This window comes from Cohnella faecalis (assembly GCF_003570905.1).
Classification (GTDB): domain Bacteria; phylum Bacillota; class Bacilli; order Paenibacillales; family Paenibacillaceae; genus Cohnella; species Cohnella faecalis.
Map to the genome: position 1 here is coordinate 1,596,585 of NZ_QXJM01000039.1, position 21,091 is coordinate 1,617,675.

Here is a 21,091-nt window from a genome sequence, read left to right on the forward strand (position 1 = left end):
GCTCTATAATTTGGTTACGATAGGATGGAAACGCTCCACATTTCGATTATCCGGGAGTGACTGCAATGGTTTATATCGATAAAGATTGGATTAGGGAAGCGGATATCAAAAGCATGCAAAAAGCGATGGAAACCGGCCATACGAGCTCGGAAGAGCTGGTCGGAATCTATCTTGAACGTATTCGCGAGTATGATCCGGAAATCAACTCCATTCTGGAAATTAATCCGGATGCGATTGAGTTGGCAAGAGCATTGGACGCAGAGCGAAGAGAACGGGGAAGCCGGGGGCTTTGCATGGGATTCCGATGTTATTAAAGGATAATATCAATACGAATGACCGGATGCATACGAGTGCCGGATCGGTGGCGTTGGCTGAATCGTTCGCGGGGGCTGACGCTTTCGTATCGGCGAAACTCCGCGCGGCGGGCGTTGTTTTTCTAGGGAAAACGAATATGACCGAATGGTCGAATTTTATGTCCAGCTCGATGCCCGCAGGGTACAGCTCCAGAGGCGGTCAAGTTCTCAACCCCTACGGTGCAGACCTATTTGTCAGCGGATCAAGCTCCGGCTCGGCGGCCGCTGTAGCAGCCAATCTGGGGGCAGCTTCCATCGGGACGGAAACAGCCGGCTCCATTGTAGGTCCTGCCGCTCAACATTCCGTTGTAGGAATCAAACCGACGGTCGGCTTAGTCAGCCGCGCGGGGATCATCCCGATATCGAGAAGCCAAGATACGCCCGGGCCCATTGCTCGAACGGTAGCTGACGCCGCTATTATTTTAGGCGCGCTTACGGGGGGTGACGAGAACGACCCGGCTACATTAGCAAGCGCCAATCGTTTTCATCGGGATTACGAGCCTTTTTTGGACGCTTCCTTTTTGAAGCAAGCACGGATAGGAATTCCGAGACACTATTATAAGCAATTGGACGAAGAACGGCTTTCTATCATGGAGGCGGCGATTGCCGTTTTGAAAAGCGAAGGGGCCACAGTCATCGATCCTGTTACACTTCATATAGAAGAACACAATTGGAACAATGATGTCATTACCTATGAATTTAAAACGGGCCTTAACGATTACTTGTCTCAACTGTCGGACGAGGTTCCTGTACACTCTCTGAAACAATTAATAGAATACAATGTTAACCATGCCGATGCGGCATTAAAATATGGACAAGATACGCTAATAATGTCAAATGAAAACACGCTGACGGAACAAGATTATCTTCTAAAAAAACAACAATACTCCCAAGCGGCAAACACAAACGGAATTGACTATGTACTGGATACCTATCAATTGGACGCTTTAATGCTGCCTGGAGATGTAGACGGAATGTATATTGCCGCACGATTAGGCTATCCTTTGATATCGGTTCCGGCAGGCTATTCATCGGTTGGGGTTATTGACTCGGACGGAGATTCGACCAAGGGACCTTTCGGCGCAGTATTCTCAGGCAAAGCTTACAGTGAGCCCACGTTAATTAAAATCGCATACGGTTTTGAACAAGCGACTCAACACCGCATTCAACCGAATCTCAAAGGCAAGGAGCCGTCTGCTGGAAGGACGGCAATAACCGATGTCTAAAGCCGATAATATGCTGGCTATTCTATGGCTTCTGAAGTCCCGAAGAAGAATGACGGCCAAGCAGCTGGCAGAGGAATTGGAAGTCCATATTCGAACGGTTTATCGGTGTATCGATGCGCTGTGCATTTCCGGCGTACCGATCGTTCCAGAGATGGGACGTGACGGCGGTTACTCCATCCCTGACTCTATTAAGCTGGAGCCCCTGTTTTTTGATGCCGATGAACAAAAAGCGCTCCTCCAAGCAGCAACGTTCGCACGGGAAGCGGGCTATCCATCCGAAGCGGCATTAAGCCGGGCTGTTGCCAAAATAAAGCGATATTCAAATCCGCAACAATTGGAGCGCATGGAGCGTCACGAGACTAGTCTCGATGTCATACAACCGCCGACGGATCCCTCGCTTATCTCTTTGCTTGTCGAAATCGAAAGCTGCATAGATTTGCAATCAAGCTTGGAAATCAACTACAAGTCAGGATATGACGGTGTCATAAACAAGCGTACCGTCGATCCTTACGGGCTCGTCCATTGGAAAAGCAAATGGTATGCAGTCGGTTATTGTCATCTGCGCGGTGAAATACGAAGCTTCCGCGTCGACCGAATGAGCGATACGTTGCGCACCGATAACAAGTTTCATCGCCCGTTTCCCTTTTCCGCCGGGGAGTTTTTGTTGGGCAGCTTGCTTTCGGAATCGGGCTCTGAACTCGATGATCATTTGATTTCCTTGCACATCCGAGGCACTCCTCACGCTTTAGACGATTTATGCGGACATTGGCTGCTCGGTCACGCGCTCGTGGAACGAACGGCGGATAGCGCGCATTTCAGGCTGGATGAGCTGAAGCTCTACACGCAAGTGCCCTATTATTTATTATCTTTCGGGGGACGATACGAGTTGCGGAGCCCGAGGAACTGAAATCATTCATGGCGGACATCGCGGCATCCCTATCGGATTATTATCGATCCTAGCTTGCAAACACTGACCTATGTTGTCAGTGTTTGCGCTGTATAATGGATCAAAAAAAGAAGCGTCGAGGAGGAGAAATGATGCCGGGCCCCATTTTTAAACAAGATTTGAAGGAAGCAACGGGAACCTCTTGGGAACAATGGATTATTGATCTTGGGCGGGTCGTCGATCCGCTATGGTCCCATGAACAAATTAAAAATTATATTCGCGAGAGCTATCCGGTTACAGAGGAGTGGAGCGAATGGCTCGCCATCATGTACGAACAAATAATGGGCCGAATACCTGTCGGAGTAACCAAGGATGCGGGCGTGCAAATTGGCGTCAGAAAGACGATAGTCGCTACTAAGGAGCAGGTTTGGAATTTTCTCGCATCGCCCAAGGGGTTGTCGTTATGGATCGGGGATGTGCCATCTTTAAGGCTGCAGGTCGGGCATGAATATGAATCAAAGGAAGGCGTATCCGGCAAGATCACAGTGGTCATCCCTTACCATAAGCTGCGCATGACATGGAAACGCCCGGAGTGGGACAAGCCGTCCCGGCTGCAAATTTACACCTTGGCTGCCAAATCCGAAAAAACAACCGTCGCTATTCATCAGGAAATGCTGGACGACGTCTACATGAGAGAAGTCATGCGGCGTTACTGGGAAGGGATGTTGAATTCTCTCAAAAATGTGGAGGAGCTGCGAAGTGAATAAATTTAGCCAAAGTATGGGGTCTCGTCCTAACGTTACCTCCGGCTGCATTCGATGACCAGGCAGCCGCATTTATCCGTGACAGAAAGCGAGTCATTTCCTTATGAAAAGTTGGTTCGCTCGAATAGGGCTGACGATAGTCATGGTCTCTTCCTGCTCATTCAGCTAGCCATGATAATAGATTCTGAGATTTGTATCTGTTTTAGACCTTGTTGAAAGTTTGTTGGGTTATTTGCCAGGTGAGCACGAACAGAAACTTATTGAGGATTACGTTGCAGTGACGGGATCTATGGAAAATAACCAGGAACTCTTGAGGAAATTAAGCAAGTATAAAAACGACACCAATTCAATTAACAGAATTGCATTGGATACCCTACAGAGAGTTATTACGGAGCAGCTGGAGAATAATAAACTGGTAAATTGGATATATAAACTTGTGTACCCTCACCCACATTATAAAGAAATTCGAATGAATGGAGACAGAAGTGGTATTAATGTAAAGGATGTTACCAGTAATGTAATTCTTGATCATTGAGCATATTTCTTGGTCTAGGGCTAACACAGAATTTTTCAAGTTGGGATCAGTTATTTCTTGATGACCCAATCCAAAGTATGGACGACATAAAGATTCTATCCTTCATTGATGTCCTTCGTGCAATAAGTGACTCCAATTTCAAGAAGCAAAACTTAATTATTTCAACACATGATGATAATTTTGCGAAACTATTGGCAATTAAGTACCGTAATAAGTCGCTCACACAGTATAATTTTATCGGCTATGGTTTACAAGGACCGTTAATACAGAGAGTGTGAGTCAATAACTTGTTATTTCTTTTATTTAATTGGTCACATTTTTGGTCACACTTTTTTTATTTCTGGAACGCCAGCGTAGCTATCGACGAGGACTCAATTAGGAAAAGCCTTATAAATTAGTGGATTTTCGTTCGAGTTATAGGCGTTCCAGAACCCCATCTCTCCACTGGCAGCGATGTGGTCAGGTGTTCAGTCCACTTACAGAAGGCGGACTGAACACCGCGACTGAATCTATCTCTGTATGCCGATACTTTTCTCCTGAATTCAATCGAAGTTAAGTCCCGCAAATGAATATTTCACTAAATTTTCAACATAAGCATCGTCCAGATTGTCATCTAGTACTAGCAGTCGATAGAAAATCGGCCCGTAGATGAGGTCGATGCTTAATTCGATATCGAGATTTGCCTTTAATTCCCCGCGCTGAATTCCCCGTTCTATAAGCTGCCCGGCCTCAAGCCGGCGAGGATGGAAGTATCGGGTTCGGTACGCCTCCGCCAGTCCTGAATCAAATTGCCCTTCGCCTATTAGCTCCTTAATGATTTTGCCCTCCCGGCTAGTCAGAAAACGAGCTAAATTAGCGGCATGAATGAGGATATCATTAAAAACCGAGCCTGTGTCGGGGACGGGCAATCTTGCTGCTGCGGCAGAAAGAAAGCCATCCATTACAACGGCAGCTTTGTTCGGCCACCATTTGTAGATGGTGGCTTTGCTGACTCCGGCGCGCTCGGCAATTTTCTCTACGGTGACTGACCCAAAGCCATTCTCCAGCAACAAATCGTAGGAAGCGGAAAGGATGGACTTTTGCGTTTCAACATTGCGTGGACGCCCTCTTTTGGCATTCACACGGATACACCCTTTGATTTAATAAAAACGATACGTTCATTATACATAACGCACAACGGAAAGAAAAATGAAATCGCCTATTTACAAAACGGAACGTTCAGTATATTATTCAATTATAAATTACTAAACTGTACGTTCATTATTTAATTTATGATGACAGTACCGAAATGAAAGGGGAGGATGGCAATGCAAACGAAACAAGTCATCGAGAGTAAGCGTATTTCGGGTTGGATTATGTTTTTGTTAGCGTCCGCATGCGGTCTTATCGTTGCCAATCTTTATTATGCTCAAACTCTCGTAGGGCCGATCAGCGTCGCAACGGGTCTTTCTTCCACAGCAGCAGGATTAATTGTTACCGTAACTCAAATCGGTTATGTTCTGGGGCTGCTGTTTATCGTACCGCTCAGCGACCTTATTGAAAATCGGCGTCTTGCGGCAATATCGCTAATTGTTGCGGTATGCGCATTGCTTGGAGCAACGTTCGCGACCACTGCGCCATTGTTTCTGGCGGCGTCGCTGTTTATTGGACTGGGGTCGGTAGTAGCCCAAATATTGGTTCCCTATGCTACTTATTTATCGTCCGAAGAGCAGCGCGGCCGTGTAGTCGGAAACGTGATGAGCGGACTTTTGCTTGGAATTATGTTTGCCCGGCCGGTGGCAAGCTTTATAACTAGCATTTGGGGATGGCAAGCCGTATTTGCTTTGTCGGCGATTGTAATAGCTTCGTTGACGGTTCTGTTGTCGCGAGTTCTTCCCGAGCGTATGCCTTCGCCTACGATGAACTACGGCAAATTAATTGTCTCGTTGGGCGTCCTGCTCAAACAAACGCCGGTATTGCGCCGCCGGGCGCTGTATCAAGCCTTTTTATTTGGAGCGTTCAGCCTCTTTTGGACGGTGGCACCTCTCCGATTGGCGGATGACTTCGGAATGAGCCAGCAAGGCATTGCGTGGTTTGCTTTAGCGGGAGTGGGAGGCGCAATAGCGGCGCCGATTGCCGGAAGATTAGCGGATAAAGGCTGGAGCGGGTTTTTGACCGGGCTGGCTATGATTGTTGCCGTCTTGTCCTTTTTGTTGACCTATCTTTTTCAAGGTCATTCGACAACGTCTCTCGCGCTGCTCGTTATTGCCGCTATTACGCTGGATATGGCCGTATCGGGAAATCTGGTGCTCGGACAGCGTGCGATTTACTCTTTGGGGAGTGAAGCAAGAGGTCGTCTGAACGGGCTTTTCATGTCCATCTTTTTCATTGGCGGAGCCATCGGGTCGTCTTTGGGCGGTTGGTCCTATGCCCATGGCGGCTGGAGTCTCGCTTCTCTAATTGGAATTGTTATGCCGCTTGCAGCTTTGCTTTATTTTTTCACCGAAAAAAAGAAGGTTTGATTTTTCGAACTTTGGGAGGCAGCGTTAAGCAGGCGTGTTTTGTGCTGAGGTAATGATTTAATTTCTTTTATGGGGGATGTGCCGGCAATAATTAGCATTAATGTGAGGGAGCGCTCGATTGCACTTTTGGCCGAATGTACGGTACCTCGTCCCACTGTTGCGCGCTCGACTGCACTTCCCGCCGAATGTACGTTACCTCGTCCTACTGTTGCGCGCTCGACTACACTTCCCGCCGAATGTACGGTACCTCATCCCACTGTTGCGCGCTCGACCGTACTTCCCGCCGAATGTACGGTACCTCGTCCCACTGATGCGCGCTCGACCGCACTTCTCGCCGAATGTACGGTACCTCATCCCACTGATGCGCGCTCGACCGCACTTTTGGCCGAATGTACGGTACCTCATCCCACTGATGCGCGTTCGATCACACTTTCGGCCGAATGTACGGTACCTCGTCCCACTGATGCGCTCTCGACCACACATCCCGCCGAATGTATGGTACCTCGTCCCACTGTTGCGCGCTCGATCGCACTTTTGGCCGAATGTACGGTACCTCGTCCCACTGTTGCGCTCTCGACCGCACTTCTCGCCGAATATATGGTACCTCGTCCCACTGTTGCGCTCTCGACTACACTTCCCGCCGAATGTACGGTACCTCGTCCCACTGCTGCACTCTCGATTGCACTTTTGGCCGAATGTACGGTACCTCGTCCCACTGTTGCGCTCTCGATTGCACTTTTGGTCGAATGTACGGTACCTCATCCCACTGTTGTGCTCTCGATCGCACTTTTGGCCGAATGTACGGTACCTCGTCCCACTGTTGTGCTCTCGATCGGACTTCCGCCGAATGTATGGTACCTCGTCCCACTATTGCGCTCTCGACCGTACTTCCCGCCGAATGTACGTTACCTCGTCCCACTGTTGTGCTCTCGATTGGACTTCCCGCCGAATGTATGGTACCTCGTCCCACTGTTGCGCGCTCGACTGCACTTCCCGCCGAATGTACGGTACCTCATCCCACTGTTGCGCGCTCGACTGCACTTCCCGCCGAATGTATGGTACCTCGTCCCACTGTTGCGCGCTTGACCGCACTATAAAGGGGTCTTTACAGACCTTCCGGGACGGGGACAGCCTCGGCTCTGACCCCCCTCCATTTTCCAAACCCATACTTTAGTATCTTTATGCCATCCATGAACTGCACATATACTAATTGCAAACGAAGACACGGAGGAAGCTTATGAGAGCAATGGTATGCACCAAATACGGATCGCCCGAAGTTCTTCAGCTCAAAGAGGTGGAAAAACCGACGCCCAAGGACAAGGAAGTATCCATCCGAATATACGCGACAACGGTGACGGCGGGCGACTGCCGAATTCGCGGCATGAATCCGCCTCCGATGTTCAAGCTCCCTATGAGAATCGTGCTGGGCTTCAGAAAACCCAAAAAGAAATTCTCGGAATTGAATTGGCCGGTGAAGTCGAAGAGGTTGGCAAAGAGGTGACCCGATTTCGCAAAGGCGACCTGATTTTCGGATCAACCGGATTTGGATTCGGCACTTATGCCGAATACATTTGTCTGTCGGAAGATACGGCGCTGGCAATCAAACCGGCCAATATGACCTATGAGGAAGCCGCAGCCCTTCCTGTCGGGGGAGTCACGGCCTTGCATTTTCTTAGGAAAGCAAATATCCGAAGCGGACAAAAAGTGCTCATTTACGGCGCCTCCGGAAGCGTAGGTACTTATGCGGTACAGCTCGCCAAGCACTTCGGAGCGGAAGTGACCGGAATATGCAGCACCGCGAACGTAGAATTGGCAAGATCGCTGGGAGCCGACAAAGTCATCGATTACACGAAAGAGGACTTCTCTCGAAACGGCGAAACTTACGATATTATTTTTGACACTGTGGGCAAAAGCTCATTTTCAGCTTGCAAAAAATCGTTGAAGAAGCAAGGCTTCTATCTCTTGGCCGTTATGGAGCTGTCGCACGTTGTTCGAGGGTTGTGGATGTCAATGACGAGCGGCAAAAAAGTCATATCCGGGGCGTCCAACGAGAGATCGGAAGATTTGGTTTTCCTCGCAGAGCTTATGGAGGCGGGAAAAATAAAGCCGGTTATCGATAGGCGCTATCCGCTGGAGCAAATTCCCGAGGCTCACAGCTACGTGGACAGAGGGCATAAGAAGGGGAATGTCGTCATCACGGTGGAGCATCGCAACAAAATTTAACCATTTTCAACTATACAATTGACACTGGATATTATTGTATAGTATATTCACTCCAATACTTATTGTAATAATTACGATTATGACAACGGTTATTGGAGGTTTTCGATGGCGCATCTTTTAATGATCGAAAGTTGGGTAGGAGCGAGCGGCAACCTGTTGCCGCCTCTCCTTCATTCGCTTGGACACACCTATACTTTCGTTACCCGCAAGCCCGAGCATTACCAAAGCGCGCACAGCACGGAGAAGCATCCGGTGGTACGGTATGCCGACTCGGTGCTCGTCGCGGAAACGAATGACAGCGCTGGCTTGATTAAGCTTCTGCAGCCGTATCGTTTTGACGGAGTCATTACGGTCTGCGATTACTACATCGAGATCGCGAGAGAGGTAGCCAAAGCCTTTAGCCTCCCTTGTCCTTTTCCGGATGAAGTGAAAACCGTACGGCAAAAGCATCTCATGCGCCAAGCGCTTGACCGGGCTGGTCTTGCCAACCCGAGCTATCGTCTCGCGCATAGCCTGCCCGAAGCGGAAGAAGCGGCTGCTGCGATCGGCTATCCGTTAGTGTTAAAGCCGGTTGATCTGGCATCCAGCGCATTTGTTAGCCTCATTCGCAATGAGAAGGAATTGCAAGACGGTTACGAGGCTCTGGAAGCTTTTCCGCTTAACTTCCGAGATCAGGAAAGAGACTGCACTTATCTCCTTGAGGAATATATGAGCGGAGAGGAGGTTAGCGTAGAGAGCGTCTCTTATTATGGCGAGACCGCCGTGCTGGGCGTTACGGACAAATCCGTTACGGGGACTCCTTATTTCATCGAAAACGGTCACATGTTCCCGGCAAAGCTGAGCGATGAAGCACGCACCGAGGTTACGCAATTTGTCCGGGACGCGCTGAAAGCCGTCGGCTTTGATCATGGCATTGCCCATACGGAAGTGAAGCTTACCGCGGAGGGTCCCCGGATCGTCGAAATCAATCCAAGAACGGCCGGAAATTATATTGTGGAGCTTATCCAACGAGTTACGTGTGTCGATTTGCTCCAAGCGTTTGTCGAACTTTCCTTAGGCAAAAAACCAACTATCGCAACAAAGGACGACGGTATGGCCAGCGCGGCGGTTATGTTTCTCGTTCCCCCGCAAAGCGGTACCCTTGCCCGCATTCAGGGGCTTGAATCGCTCGAGTCGGATGAGCATATTGTCCGCTATAAGGTGGACAACTGCGAAGGTCGGTCTATTGCGGCCCCGATCGATAACGCTTGCTACCTGGGTCACGTTATCACGCAGGACAGAGAAGGGTCGAATGCAAGACTTTATGGCGAAGAAGCGCTCAAGCGAATTATCCTCAGCTTTGAGAATAAGGGGGCGGAGGCGTGAAATCTGTTCCGATCCATTCCCGATACTCCGTGTCCGAGCTGCGAGAGGCCATTCTGGAAGGCAAGCTGGGACCTAAGCCGGAAGTCTTGCCGGTTACGGGATCGTCTTCCATTTACCAAACGACTCAGTTTCCGTCCTCCAAGATCAAATATCACAATCATTATTTGCTGTTAAGAGTAGAATCGTATTTTGGCGCTTGCTCTCACACAACGGATCAACTGGATTGGGAAGCTGCGGCGCAATTGTCCGGGCTTTCACTCGATGCCGTCCTGCGGGATGAGAGACTCCCCGTACAAATTGCGGCGATGGATGCTTATCTGGGCGTCGTCTATCCGCACCAAAAGCACTGTACCCAAGTCGTTGATATTCCGGCGGGAACGCCCATTCAAAAAGCAAAGCTGCGCGATGCCCTAATCGCGGATATGGCCGACATCAAAGCGTCTCAGAAAGTAGCGCTTATCGGTGTGGTCAATCCTCTTGTCGAGGCCATCCGGCAGCGAGGGGGAACTTGCCTGCCTTGCGATTTGCAGCTCGAAGAAACGCAGTGGGGAGATGCGGTTGAAAAGGATATGGATCGGGTGCTGGATCGTGCCGACAGCGTCATCTGCACCGCTATGACATTGAGCAACGGGACGTTCGACCGAATTGTGGAGCGCGTCCGCGTAAGAGGGATTCCTCTGACCGTCTATGCGCAAACCGGAAGCGCCGTTATCGCTCAATTCAGAACGAAGGGCGTTACTTCGCTTATTGCAGAGCCATTCCCTTTCACTCAGTTCAGCGCCGGCGCTTCGCAGCTCTATTGTTACTCAAGCGGCAAAGGGAAGGAAGCTGCCCATGGATTATAGAACGGATACGGATAACTTCCTGCATACGAATCCCTCGCTCTATCTGGCGTTTAACGGTGAGCATGACTCCAGCATGGCGCACTTCATACATACGCTGCTGATCGAATACAAGGCTGGGAAAAAGGTGCTGGACGTCGGTTCCGGACCGGGGCGCGAGGTGGCTTATCTAAACAGCGTCGGTTACGAGGCCGTCGGTCTGGACAACTCGGAAGCTATGCTTTCATGGGCTAGAGAGCATTATCCCGGATCGAAATTTGTACTCGGCGATCAGTCCGACTTTTCGCTTCAACAGATGTTTGATGCCCTTTATTGCGTAGGCAGCACCTTCTTGTACAACTTTACTAATGAAGAGGTGCTCGCAAGCTTGCAATGCTTCCGCAAACATCTTCGCCCAGGAGGGCTCCTCTATCTGGATATGCGAAATGCCGCCTTCTTCCTGACCAAGGAAGGGCAGTGTTGGCTTACGGAAGAGCTGGTTGAACAGAGAGAGGCAAACGGCACGACAGTATCTCTTAAAACGCGCTTTAGCATCGATTTGGCCGCTCAAATGCTGGAGCGGGACTATTGCTGGACGGTTGCCGGGTATGACCCTATTGAAGAGCATTTGAGACACCGGCTTCTATTCCCGCAAGAGCTGGCGCATTATCTCGCTGTAAGCGGGTTCCGTCTCGTGCAGCTTTTCGATAAACCGGCGCCGCATGTAGACAGCTTTGATCGGGATCGTCCTCTAACCTATAGTCATGACTTGTTGGGCACCCGCATGCAAATCATTGCGCAAGCCTTATGAAAATCATATCCCCACAGCATTGTGGAGCGGAGGTTACTATGAAAAATCTTTTTTTCGCAGCGCTTCTATTCGTAATTATTACAACATCTGCATGCGGCAACAATACGAATTCAACAAACGACGCTGCCGGTAAGCCTAGCAACGGGACGGGGACGGAGCAAGCAAGCGCAGGCACGGACAAACCGAACGATCAAGAACTGATTGTCGCAGGCCAGGAAATCGCGGCAAGCCTGGACCCTGTCCAACCGCTTACGTCCAGCTATCTGAGAAATATCGGCGCGGCGGAAGCGCTGTTCATCGTTAACGCCGAGGGCAAGGTCGAGCCTTCGCTGGCCGAAAGCGCAACCGAGGTCGATCCGACTACGTGGGAGATCAAATTAAGACCTGAAGCGCGCTTCTGGAGCGGAAAAGCGATCGATGCGGATGCGGTCATCGCCTCCCTGGAGCGCTCCAAAGCTCTTGATCTGCAAGCGAAGCCGTTTCTGGAGGAATTAACGTTCGCCAAAGCGGACGATTACACTCTGCGCGTCAAGACCAAGCGCAGCCATCTGTCGGTGCCCTTGAACCTTTCCTACTACCAGACGGTTATTCACAATACGGCGGCCAAGCACGATGCCGTTCCTACGATGGACCTGTCCGGCATGTACAAAGTGACCGAGTTTATTCCCAAACAGAAATTGGTTCTGGAAAAGAACGAGAGCTATTGGGGTAAGAAGCCGAAAATCCAACGGGTCGTCTATGAGGAGATTAGCGAGGAGCAAACGAGGGTGCTTTCCGTATTGAGCGGACGAAGCCAAGTCGCATTGAATATTAGCCCTTCGAGCTTGGCTCAGCTCAAAGACAGCAAGGAGGCGGTTCTCTCCGCCGTTCCGGCGGCCAACACGCAAACGATTTATCTCAATTTGAGCCGGCCGCAGTTGAAGGATGTCAGAGTCAGGCAAGCTCTGTCATGGGGACTGAATCGGGAGGATCTCGTTATTCTGGCTGCGGAAGGGCAGAGCTTTCCGGTCAGCACATGGTTAAGCTCCAATCCTGCTTATGCAGAAGCGCGAAACGCGGTTTACGCCAAGTTTGACCCGGAAGAAGCTTCCCGGCTATTGGATGAGGCAGGCTGGAAGAAGGGCTCCGACGGCATTCGATACAAGGATGGCAAACCTCTTACTTTGCGCTTAATGACCTGGGGCGGCGATAAAGCGTTGGGCGAAGCTTTGCAAAATCAATGGACCGGCATCGGCGTTAAGGCGGAAGTGCAGCACGGGGACTACAGCTTAATCGAAACGGCGCGTGAATCCGGAGATTGGGACGCCTCGATTGAAGCATGGAGCACCTTCGGGGATGAACTGTCCTTATTGACAGGCCAGTATGCGCCGGAAGGAAGAGCGAACTATGGCGGCTATAACGATGAAGAAACTAATCAATGGTTGTCGCAGCTGGCCGAGGCGTCCGACGAGGCGGCGCGCCATTCGTTGGCGCTCAAGATTAACGAGAGGGTCGCGCAGCAGGCGCCCGTCATCAGCTTGTTCCCGCGTCCACAAATTTCGGCGATCAGCAGCAAGCTGCATGGCTTCAAGGAACACTTCAGACAGTTTGAGAACGTCGTGAATGCGGATCTGACTTTGGATTCCAAATAGGCGGGATTTATGTACAAGTCTTTTTTACGCAAGCTGCCGGAAGCTTTCATCACGTTATTTTGCGCCACGCTTATTATCTTTGTATTGATTCGTCTGGCTCCCGGAGATCCGGTTAAAGTGCTGCTGAGCCATTCGGGAGAGGTCGCCGGAAGCAAGCAAGCCTATGACGAGAAAGCGGCCGAGCTGCGCGCGCAATGGGGCTTGGATCGAAACATGATCGTACAATATGGGGAATGGACCAAGCGCTTGCTGCAACTGGACTTGGGAGCTTCCATCCATACGGGAAGACCGGTCGGCTCGGAAATAGCGGGCAGACTTCCGGCAACGATCATGCTGTCTGTATTCGCTCTTCTCGTTCAAGTCGTGCTGGGACTGTTCTTCGGAACGGTCTCGGCGCTTAAGGCGGGCAAGACGTACGACAATGTCATCAGACTCGCCTGTGTTACTCTGGCTTCCACCCCGGCGTTCGTTATGGCGCTGTTCTTATTATCTTTTTTTGCAGTGACGTTGAACGTCTACGAAATAAGCAGCGAAGCTAGCTTTGCTAGACTATGGCTTCCCGGCGTTACATTGGGCCTTATGGGAGCACCGCCGTTCATACGGATCGTGAGGGCGAACCTGTTGTCCGAGTTTGGCAAAATTTATGTGCTCTCGGCTATATCGAGAGGGTTGAATCGAAAACGGGTAGTCGGGCATGCCTTGCGCAACGCGCTGCTGCCGGTCATAACGATGGTTGCGCTGTCTCTTGCGACTCTCGTTAGCGGCGCCGTCGTTACCGAAAGCATTTTTTCCTGGCCGGGCGCCGGCAAGTATGCTCTCGACAGCATTCTGCTTAAAGATTACCCGGTCATTCAAGGGTATGCGTTGGTCATGGTATCCATCGTAATTCTTATTAACTTACTCGTCGAAGTTGCGTACGCTCTCATCGATCCTCGTATCCATCGCAGAGGAGAAGCAGGGGGAGAGCGGTATGCCTGACTCCAACAATCCGATCAGCTTCATTTTCGGCCTCCTTATCTTAAGTCTGTTGGCCGTTTCTATTTTGGGCGCGCGGTGGATTGCCCCTCATGATCCGGTGAAGCAAAATGCGTCCGAACGACTGGAGAAACCAACCGTCCAACACCCTTTGGGTACGGATCGCTTCGGCAGAGACGTCCTTTCCCGAACGCTTTACGGAGGGAAAAACACGATGCTTTCGTCCGTCTTCGCGCTATGTACCGCTCTTTTGATCGGGCTGCTGACCGGCTTGGCCGCCGGAATGTTTCACGGCGCGATCATCGACAGGCTGCTGATGCGCCTCATCGATGTGCTGTTAGCCTTTCCCTTTATGGTGCTGGCCATGGTCATTGCGGCTTTATTCGGCACCAGCCTGATCCACCTTCTAATCGCTGTCGTGTCGGTATGGTGGGTTTCCTTTGCGCGATTGACGCGCAGCGTCGTGCTGCATGCGAAGAATGAAACCTCCTTTGCGGCGGCCAAAGTTCTCGGGGCAACGAGCGGAACGCTCATCTTCAAGGAGCTGCTTCCGAAAGCGTTAAGTCCGGTTCTTATTTTGGCGACCTTTGAGCTGGGCAGCCTCATTCTGTCCATAGCGGCGCTTTCTTTCCTGGGATTGGGCTCGCAGCCGCCGACTCCCGAATGGGGCAGCATGCTGGCGGACGGGCGCGATCATTTTATGCAAGCTCCGCACATTCTGATCGGCCCCGCTTTGTTTATTTTTCTGACGGTGCTGGCTTTTAACTTGATCGGAGAAGGGCTGCGGGATCGGCTGGATCCTTATGAAAAATCGGGGCTGTAGGAGGCTCAAACATGTCGACAAAAGAAGGCGGGACGATCTTGCAGGTCAGCGGCCTGCAAGTGGCCTATCGCCAAAACGGGCAGTCCGTAACGATATTGGATAACCTCGCGTTTGAGCTAAAAAAAGGCGAAATCCTTGCCCTGATTGGAGAAAGCGGGTCGGGAAAATCGACGATTGCCAAGGCGGTCACAGGTTTGCTTCCCCCTTCCGCACAGATCGGCGGCGGAGCTTTGAAGATCGGCTCCGCCTTGATCGCGGATATGTCCGACAAGAGCGTACAATGGGAGCGGATTAGGGGAAGAGGGATCGCCATGCTCTTTCAGGACGCGCAGCAGGCGCTTAATCCCGTCATGAAAATAAAAGAGCATTTTCGAGAGAGCCTTCTTTTTCACCGGCTGGCTTCATCCGAAGCTGAAATCGTGTCCATAAGCGTCAACCTGCTGACCAGGCTCAACTTTGCGGAGGGGCATCGCATTCTCGATTGTTATCCTTTCCAGCTCAGCGGCGGCATGTGTCAACGGATCTGTCTGGCTCTGGCGCTATGTCTTAAGCCGGCCGTGCTCATTGCGGACGAACCGACCTCCGCGCTGGACACCGTAAGCCAGAAGGAAGTGCTTGATTTGTTGAAAAGGATGCAGGAGGAGCTTGGCTTGACGGTTCTTCTGATTACTCACGATATTGCCGTGGCGAATGCGGTGAGCGATCGAGTCATTGTGTTGAACAAAGGGGTTATAGCGGAAGAAGGCGACACGAGAGCTGTATTCTCGAAGCCCCAGGCTGCCTACACGCGTCAATTGCTGTCTTCGCGATCTTCAATCGCCAAGCGGCCGCGAAATCGCGAGCAGCCGCATTCGGGCAAGCCTTTGCTCGAAATCGTTCGGCTGGAAAAGACGTTTAATCGGAAGAAGCGAGTTTTGCACGATGTCAATCTTACGTTGAACAGCAAGGAAATCGTCGGCATTCTCGGGCAAAGCGGCTGCGGAAAATCAACGTTGGCCAAATGTATCGCGGGCTTGGAGACTCCGAACGGAGGACGCGTGGTCTATCGCGGCACCGACATTAGCCGTCTGCAAGGCAGGGCGAAACGCGACATTTGCAAGCACATCCAATTGGTGTTCCAGGATGCGAGAGCCAGTCTTAATCCGGGGCGCACTGCTTTGCAGCTCGTTCAGGAGCCGCTTCGTTACTTGCGGATCGGAAACGAAAAAGAACGGGAAGCAATGGCCAGGTTCTATCTGCAAGAAGTGGGAATTGTCGGAGACATGCAAACAAGGAGGCCTCCTCAGCTAAGCACGGGGCAATGCCAGCGTATCGCCATTGCAAGAGCGCTCGTTCTGAGTCCGGAAATTCTTATTTGCGATGAAGCGGTATCCGCTTTGGATATGAGCGTGCAGGCGCAAATATTGGCGTTGCTGCAGCGCCTTCATAAGCAATTCGGATTTTCGATCCTTATGATTTCGCACGACGTCCGAGTTCTCCGATCCTTTTGCCATCAAATCGCAGTGATGAACGATGGAAGCTTCTGCGAAGTGAAGAGGGCAAGCGAACTCATTCATGAAAGCGATCAGCCGCATACGCAATTGCTGCTCAAATGCGCGGGAGATTTGGAGCAAGGTCTTTATTAAGAAGGAGTGATCCGCTATGATCGCCACTATTTTGGACACAATCGGCCATACGCCGCTTATTCGGATTCCAAATACGAATAAGGCGAATGAAGGCCAAGTGCTGCTCAAGTACGAGCGGTACAACCCGGGAGGAAGCATCAAGGACCGAGCGGCCATCTATATTGTTGAGGAAGCCGAGCGCAGGGGGCTGTTGAAGCCCGGGGGTGCGATCATCGAGTCTTCAAGCGGCAATTTCGGTATATCCTTGGCGATGATCGGAGCGGCCAAAGGCTATCGCGTAATTATTCTGGTAGATCCGAAGACGACAAGCGCCAATTTGGCGCTGTTAAAAGGGTTTGGAGCGGAAGTCATCGTTGTAACCGAGCAAGACGACTCCGGCAGCTATCATAAAACAAGAATCTCATTGGCCAACAAGCTGGCGCGGGAAATCGAGAATTCCTATCGTCCCGACCAATGCTTTAATCTTCTTAATAGCGAAGCGCATTACAATAGCACGGCTCGCGAAATTGTGGATAGCTGCTCGAATAAAATCGCGGCCTTCGTAACGGCTGTCAGCACGGGGGGACAATTAGGCGGCATTTCGAAATATTTAAAACGAGTTGCGCCGAACGTGCAAATCATCGGAGTGGATGCGGTCGGTTCCGCTATTTTTGGGGGACGTTCCGATTCCTATCGAATACCCGGCATAGGCTTGAGCTGGACGCCGCTTAATTTGAACATGGAATACGTCGATTGCGCCTATAAAATAACGGATGAGCAGGCATTCCTCGCGGCCCGGGCGTTTGCCCGTCATGAAGGCATCCTCATGGGTCCCTCCAGCGGAGCTTGCGCGCTCGTCGCTCTCAAGATGGCGCAGGAGCTTGCGCCGGACCAATGTATCGTATGCATGGTGTCCGATGGCGGGGAGCGCTATATTCCAACCTTATTCAATGATGAATGGATGGAGGAGCAAGGCTTTGCGGCTGCTGCCGATATAGCGTCCATCCGCGCTATGGCGCGGCAATTGCAGCCTTGGAGCACGCACCCGGCGGATAGCGTGAACGAGCGATTAGACTTGATTCAGAGCCTGGAAGTTCCGGATTCCACGCTTCGCATGAACGAAGAGGTATTGGCCCGAGAGCATTCCAATTCGGAGCGCTCCATTACGATCGACTAAGAGGTTACTATTCAAATGATCGCAAACCATGCTTTTTCAGCGCCTTTTCTGCGCCTATATGCCCTTGCGTTGTTGTTCTTCAGCGCCAATTCGATCTTGAACGTCATGATACCGATCCGAATCGAATCGTTGGGCGCCAGCAATAGCGACATTGGGTTCATTATGGGCGCTTATATGTTTACGTGCATGTTTTTTCGGCCATGGGCCGGTAAGCTGATTGACAAGCATGGGCCTGTCATCGTGCTTCGCATTTTGCTGGTCGTGAACGGTTTGGCTCTTGTCCTGTATCCTTTTTCCGGCTTGGAAGGGTATTTTGCTGCGCGCGTCATGCAGGGGGTATGCACAGCCTTTTTTTCCATGGCGCTTCAGATAGGTATTATTGACGCGCTGCCGGAGGAGCAGCGGTCGCAAGGGCTGTCCCTCTATTCGCTGTTTACGTATATGCCGACGATTATCGGCCCGCTGATTGCGATTGGCATTTGGGACTGGGGAGGCATGAGCGGCTTTACGGTCGTTATGATCACGATGGCGCTGACGACGGGGGTGTTCGGCTTTCGAGTTCCGATGCCTTCCATCGTCCGGAAGCGGGAGGAGAGCTCCGAGCAACGAACGGGACTGCGCGGCGCATTGAGCCAAATAGCAAGCCATCGCCCGCTAGTGATCTGCAGCGCTCTGATGCTGATAGCATCCGTCGTGTTCGGAGCGGTCACTGCGTTCATCCCGCTGTATGCCCGGCAAATCTCGTATGGACATGCCGGACTCTATTTGATGCTGCAAGCTTTCATTATCGTTGTCGCCCGGTTCGCGCTCCGCAAGCGTATTCCGTCCGACGGCCACTGGCATTCGCGGTATGTTGGAGCGATCTGTTCGTTCGGAGCCGTCGGCGCTTTGCTGCTGTCGTTGTCGCAAGCCTTTGGCCCGCTCGTCTTCTATGCGGCGGCGGTTCTGATCGGCATAGCCCAGGCGATGCTGTATCCGACGCTGACGACGTATTTGACCTTTGTACTGCCCGGAGCTTCCCGCAACCTATTCATTGGATTGTTCATTGCAACGGCCGATCTTGGCGTTTCGATGGGAGGGATGGCGATGGGGCCGATTGCCGATATTTTCTCCTACAGCACGATGTATGCGGCAACTGCGGGATTGGCGGCAATCGCCGTCTGCATAGCGTTGTTGAACCGCAGGATGAAAAGTCGCTTACAGCAAGCCGAATGCGAATAAAACGAGGAGGAATGCGCTTATGAAGCAGCAAGGAATAGAGTTTCGAATTTTGTCGGCGGATAAGGGGAGGAGTGCGGAAATTAAACATTTTGTACTGGCGATGATGAGCAACCTATACCCGCGAGGCGCTTATTATGAGAATCCGTACGATCTGGCTTTCTTCGAGGAAGTGTACATACAGCCTGCGAACGCTAATTTTTTCATAGCGGAAGATAGGAAAGGCCGCATCGTCGGCACAGCGGCGGTCAAGCCGTACGACAGGCGGTTTCCCGAAGCGGAGCCCTTTATCGGAAATGGGCCGGTCTGCGAAATCGTCAAATTTTATATCCACCCGGAGAGCCGAAGAATGGGAATCGGAAGTCGCCTCTATGAGAAAGCCGAACAATTTGCGAGAGAAGCCGGGTATGAGGAGAACTGCTTGCATACTTCTCTGCACTTGCCGGGAGGGTATCCTTTCTGGCAATCCCGGGGGTACTGCGAACGTTATTGGGAATCGGAGCGGATTGTGCACATGAGCAAAAGATGGAGAAAATAGGCTTGACGACTTCCGGTAATGGTTGTAATATTGTTATGTACCGATAAGTACAGAAAGAGTGATCGTACCTATGGTAAGACCCCGGAGTTTGATGAACAGCAAGCATTGGCTGCAGCCATGCAAGTATTTTTGGAGAAAGGCTACGAGGCAAGCTCGATAAGCGATCTGACCTCGCGAATGGGCATTCAGCGTCCAAGCTTGTATGCCGCTTTTGGAGGAAAGAAGGAGCTGTTTGAAGCTGCGCTTAATAAGTTTGCGCAAATGAGCCTTTCCTTTATTGAGAACGGAATGCGGAATGCGCCTTCGGTTAAGGAAGCTGCACGCACGTATTTTCAAGGGATTATAGAAGGGGTCGGCGGTTCCAAACCCGAATTGGGCTGTTTGTGCGTGAATACGATGGTTGAGCTGGCGCCTCATGACAAGATATATGCCCAATTTACCAAAGACTATCAGACAAAGCTTACCGAGCTGTTTCGACAAACGATTGAGAACGGCATTCGAACGGGAGAGCTCTCCAATCGGTTGAATGCTGAAGCCGTCGCTCGCGCATTGACGATTTCGGCTATCGGTCTTTCCGTTACGATGAAGACCGGGCCCGATCGTTCATATGTTGAAAATGCGACAGCGGAAATCCTTTCATTACTAGAATGATTTTTTTTGCTCATTTTGTACCGTTTGGTATGAAATATATAATCTACAGGAGGTTTTATTTTAGATGAATAACAAAATCGCATTGATAACGGGAGCAAACAGGGGACTCGGCTTGGAGATCGGGCGGCAGCTTGGACGGCAAGGCATTATCGTGCTTCTCGGAGCCCGAAGCCTATCCAAGGCGGAAGACGCAGCGGTGCAATTGAAAGCTGAAAATATCGAGGCCTACCCGGTTGAATTGGACGTGACCGATGATCGGCATATCCGGGCTGTTGCCGCAAAGATTAAGGCGGAATACGGGAAACTGGATATTCTCGTTAACAATGCGGGTATTTTTTTGGATCATGAAGGCAATAACACGGATGTGATGCGGCGGACTTTTGAAGTCAATATTTTCGGCGCTCACGCATTGACCGAAGCTCTTCTTCCATTATTGAATGCCAGCCCAGAAGGGCGAATTGTCAATCAATCGAGCATACTTGGTTCGGTTGCGACTATTCTGACTAACGAGATGTACGCCAAAGCCGCCGCTCCCGCGTACACGGCATCGAAAGCGGCGCTTAACGCATGGACGGCGCAGCTATCCATCCAGCTCAGGGGAACGAACGTGAAGGTAAACGCCTGTCACCCGGGATGGGTTAAAACCGATTTGGGCGGAAAAGATGCCGACATGGAAATCCATGAAGGGGCTGAGACGGCCGTGTCCTTGGCGACACTTCCGAGCGATGGACCGACGGGCGGCTTGTTTCATGGATCGGAGACTCTCCCTTGGTAATACGGATTCTTTAATATAAAAACGGCACTCGCCCATGGTTCCGACCATTGCGGCAGAGAGGCCGTTTTTTTTATTTGCGATCCCCTAAGCTTCGAAGTCGCTTTCTTTTCATATATAACTCACATATACAATCGGCGGGAAGTGCGTTCGAGAGTGCAACAGTGGGACGAGGTACCATACATTCGGCGGGAAGTGCGGTCGAGAGCGCAACAGT

18 protein-coding genes and 1 pseudogene are annotated in these 21,091 nt (G+C 51.2%); 18 read left to right on the forward strand and 1 reads right to left on the reverse strand.

Translation table 11 applies throughout. The features are described from left to right. Positions 1-65: 65 nt before the first annotated feature. The 4 genes from D3H35_RS34250 to D3H35_RS20370 all read left to right on the forward strand — a co-directional run bounded on the left by D3H35_RS34250 (position 66) and on the right by D3H35_RS20370 (position 3,232). A complete protein-coding gene (locus tag D3H35_RS34250; protein WP_325050111.1) occupies positions 66-314 on the forward strand; it encodes a hypothetical protein in 249 nt (82 codons plus the stop codon). Beyond that, entirely contained in the window at positions 290-1,579 is a 1,290-nt protein-coding gene (locus D3H35_RS20360) for an amidase family protein (RefSeq protein ID WP_325050112.1), read from the forward strand. Before D3H35_RS34250 ends, D3H35_RS20360 begins: the two co-directional genes overlap by 25 nt. Beyond that, positions 1,572-2,486 carry a helix-turn-helix transcriptional regulator gene (locus tag D3H35_RS20365; protein ID WP_325050113.1) on the forward strand — a complete coding sequence of 305 codons (915 nt, stop codon included), beginning with the start codon at positions 1,572-1,574 and terminating at the stop codon, positions 2,484-2,486. The genes D3H35_RS20360 and D3H35_RS20365 overlap by 8 nt, the downstream gene beginning before the upstream one ends. A 128-nt stretch (positions 2,487-2,614) precedes the next feature. After that, positions 2,615-3,232, forward strand: coding sequence for an SRPBCC family protein (locus D3H35_RS20370; protein WP_325050114.1), 618 nt, complete (start codon positions 2,615-2,617; stop codon positions 3,230-3,232). Positions 3,233-4,306: 1,074 nt separating this feature from the next. Here the strand turns inward: D3H35_RS20370 and D3H35_RS20385 are convergent. Next, on the reverse strand, positions 4,307-4,885 hold the full coding sequence (locus D3H35_RS20385; RefSeq protein ID WP_119150985.1) for a TetR/AcrR family transcriptional regulator: 579 nt from the start codon (positions 4,883-4,885) through the stop codon (positions 4,307-4,309). A gap of 186 nt (positions 4,886-5,071) precedes the next feature. Between D3H35_RS20385 and D3H35_RS20390 the strand changes: the two genes are divergently transcribed. The 14 genes and pseudogenes from D3H35_RS20390 to D3H35_RS20460 all read left to right on the forward strand — a co-directional run bounded on the left by D3H35_RS20390 (position 5,072) and on the right by D3H35_RS20460 (position 20,877). Continuing rightward, complete coding sequence (locus D3H35_RS20390) at positions 5,072-6,265, forward strand: MFS transporter (protein WP_119150986.1); 1,194 nt, start codon at positions 5,072-5,074, stop codon at positions 6,263-6,265. A gap of 1,237 nt (positions 6,266-7,502) precedes the next feature. Next, positions 7,503-8,488: pseudogene (locus tag D3H35_RS20400) on the forward strand (NAD(P)-dependent alcohol dehydrogenase). Positions 8,489-8,593: 105 nt separating this feature from the next. Further along, on the forward strand, positions 8,594-9,853 hold the full coding sequence (locus D3H35_RS20405) for an ATP-grasp domain-containing protein (protein WP_119150988.1): 1,260 nt from the start codon (positions 8,594-8,596) through the stop codon (positions 9,851-9,853). Continuing rightward, a complete protein-coding gene (locus D3H35_RS20410) occupies positions 9,850-10,698 on the forward strand; it encodes a Rossmann-like domain-containing protein (protein WP_199728553.1) in 849 nt (282 codons plus the stop codon). The genes D3H35_RS20405 and D3H35_RS20410 overlap by 4 nt, the downstream gene beginning before the upstream one ends. Then, positions 10,688-11,485 carry a class I SAM-dependent methyltransferase gene (locus D3H35_RS20415; protein ID WP_119150989.1) on the forward strand — a complete coding sequence of 266 codons (798 nt, stop codon included), beginning with the start codon at positions 10,688-10,690 and terminating at the stop codon, positions 11,483-11,485. Before D3H35_RS20410 ends, D3H35_RS20415 begins: the two co-directional genes overlap by 11 nt. A 38-nt stretch (positions 11,486-11,523) precedes the next feature. After that, positions 11,524-13,116: an ABC transporter substrate-binding protein gene (locus tag D3H35_RS20420; protein WP_119150990.1), complete on the forward strand. Its 1,593-nt coding sequence runs from the start codon at positions 11,524-11,526 to the stop codon at positions 13,114-13,116. A 9-nt stretch (positions 13,117-13,125) separates the two neighbouring features. Further along, entirely contained in the window at positions 13,126-14,094 is a 969-nt protein-coding gene (locus tag D3H35_RS20425; RefSeq protein ID WP_119150991.1) for an ABC transporter permease, read from the forward strand. After that, a complete protein-coding gene (locus D3H35_RS20430) occupies positions 14,087-14,914 on the forward strand; it encodes an ABC transporter permease (protein ID WP_119150992.1) in 828 nt (275 codons plus the stop codon). The genes D3H35_RS20425 and D3H35_RS20430 overlap by 8 nt, the downstream gene beginning before the upstream one ends. A gap of 11 nt (positions 14,915-14,925) precedes the next feature. Then, positions 14,926-16,539: a nickel ABC transporter ATP-binding protein NikE gene (gene nikE, locus D3H35_RS20435; protein ID WP_119150993.1), complete on the forward strand. Its 1,614-nt coding sequence runs from the start codon at positions 14,926-14,928 to the stop codon at positions 16,537-16,539. 16 nt (positions 16,540-16,555) lie between these two features. Further along, positions 16,556-17,695 carry a cysteine synthase family protein gene (locus D3H35_RS20440; RefSeq protein ID WP_119150994.1) on the forward strand — a complete coding sequence of 380 codons (1,140 nt, stop codon included), beginning with the start codon at positions 16,556-16,558 and terminating at the stop codon, positions 17,693-17,695. A gap of 15 nt (positions 17,696-17,710) precedes the next feature. Beyond that, positions 17,711-18,916: a staphylopine family metallophore export MFS transporter CntE gene (gene cntE / locus D3H35_RS20445; RefSeq protein ID WP_119150995.1), complete on the forward strand. Its 1,206-nt coding sequence runs from the start codon at positions 17,711-17,713 to the stop codon at positions 18,914-18,916. Positions 18,917-18,935: 19 nt separating this feature from the next. Beyond that, on the forward strand, positions 18,936-19,451 hold the full coding sequence (locus D3H35_RS20450; protein WP_119150996.1) for a GNAT family N-acetyltransferase: 516 nt from the start codon (positions 18,936-18,938) through the stop codon (positions 19,449-19,451). 117 nt (positions 19,452-19,568) lie between these two features. Beyond that, positions 19,569-20,102 (forward strand): TetR/AcrR family transcriptional regulator, encoded by a 534-nt coding sequence (locus tag D3H35_RS20455; protein WP_233568022.1) that lies wholly within the window; start codon positions 19,569-19,571, stop codon positions 20,100-20,102. 64 nt (positions 20,103-20,166) lie between these two features. After that, a complete protein-coding gene (locus D3H35_RS20460; RefSeq protein ID WP_119150998.1) occupies positions 20,167-20,877 on the forward strand; it encodes an SDR family oxidoreductase in 711 nt (236 codons plus the stop codon). The last annotated feature ends 214 nt before the right edge of the window (positions 20,878-21,091 follow it).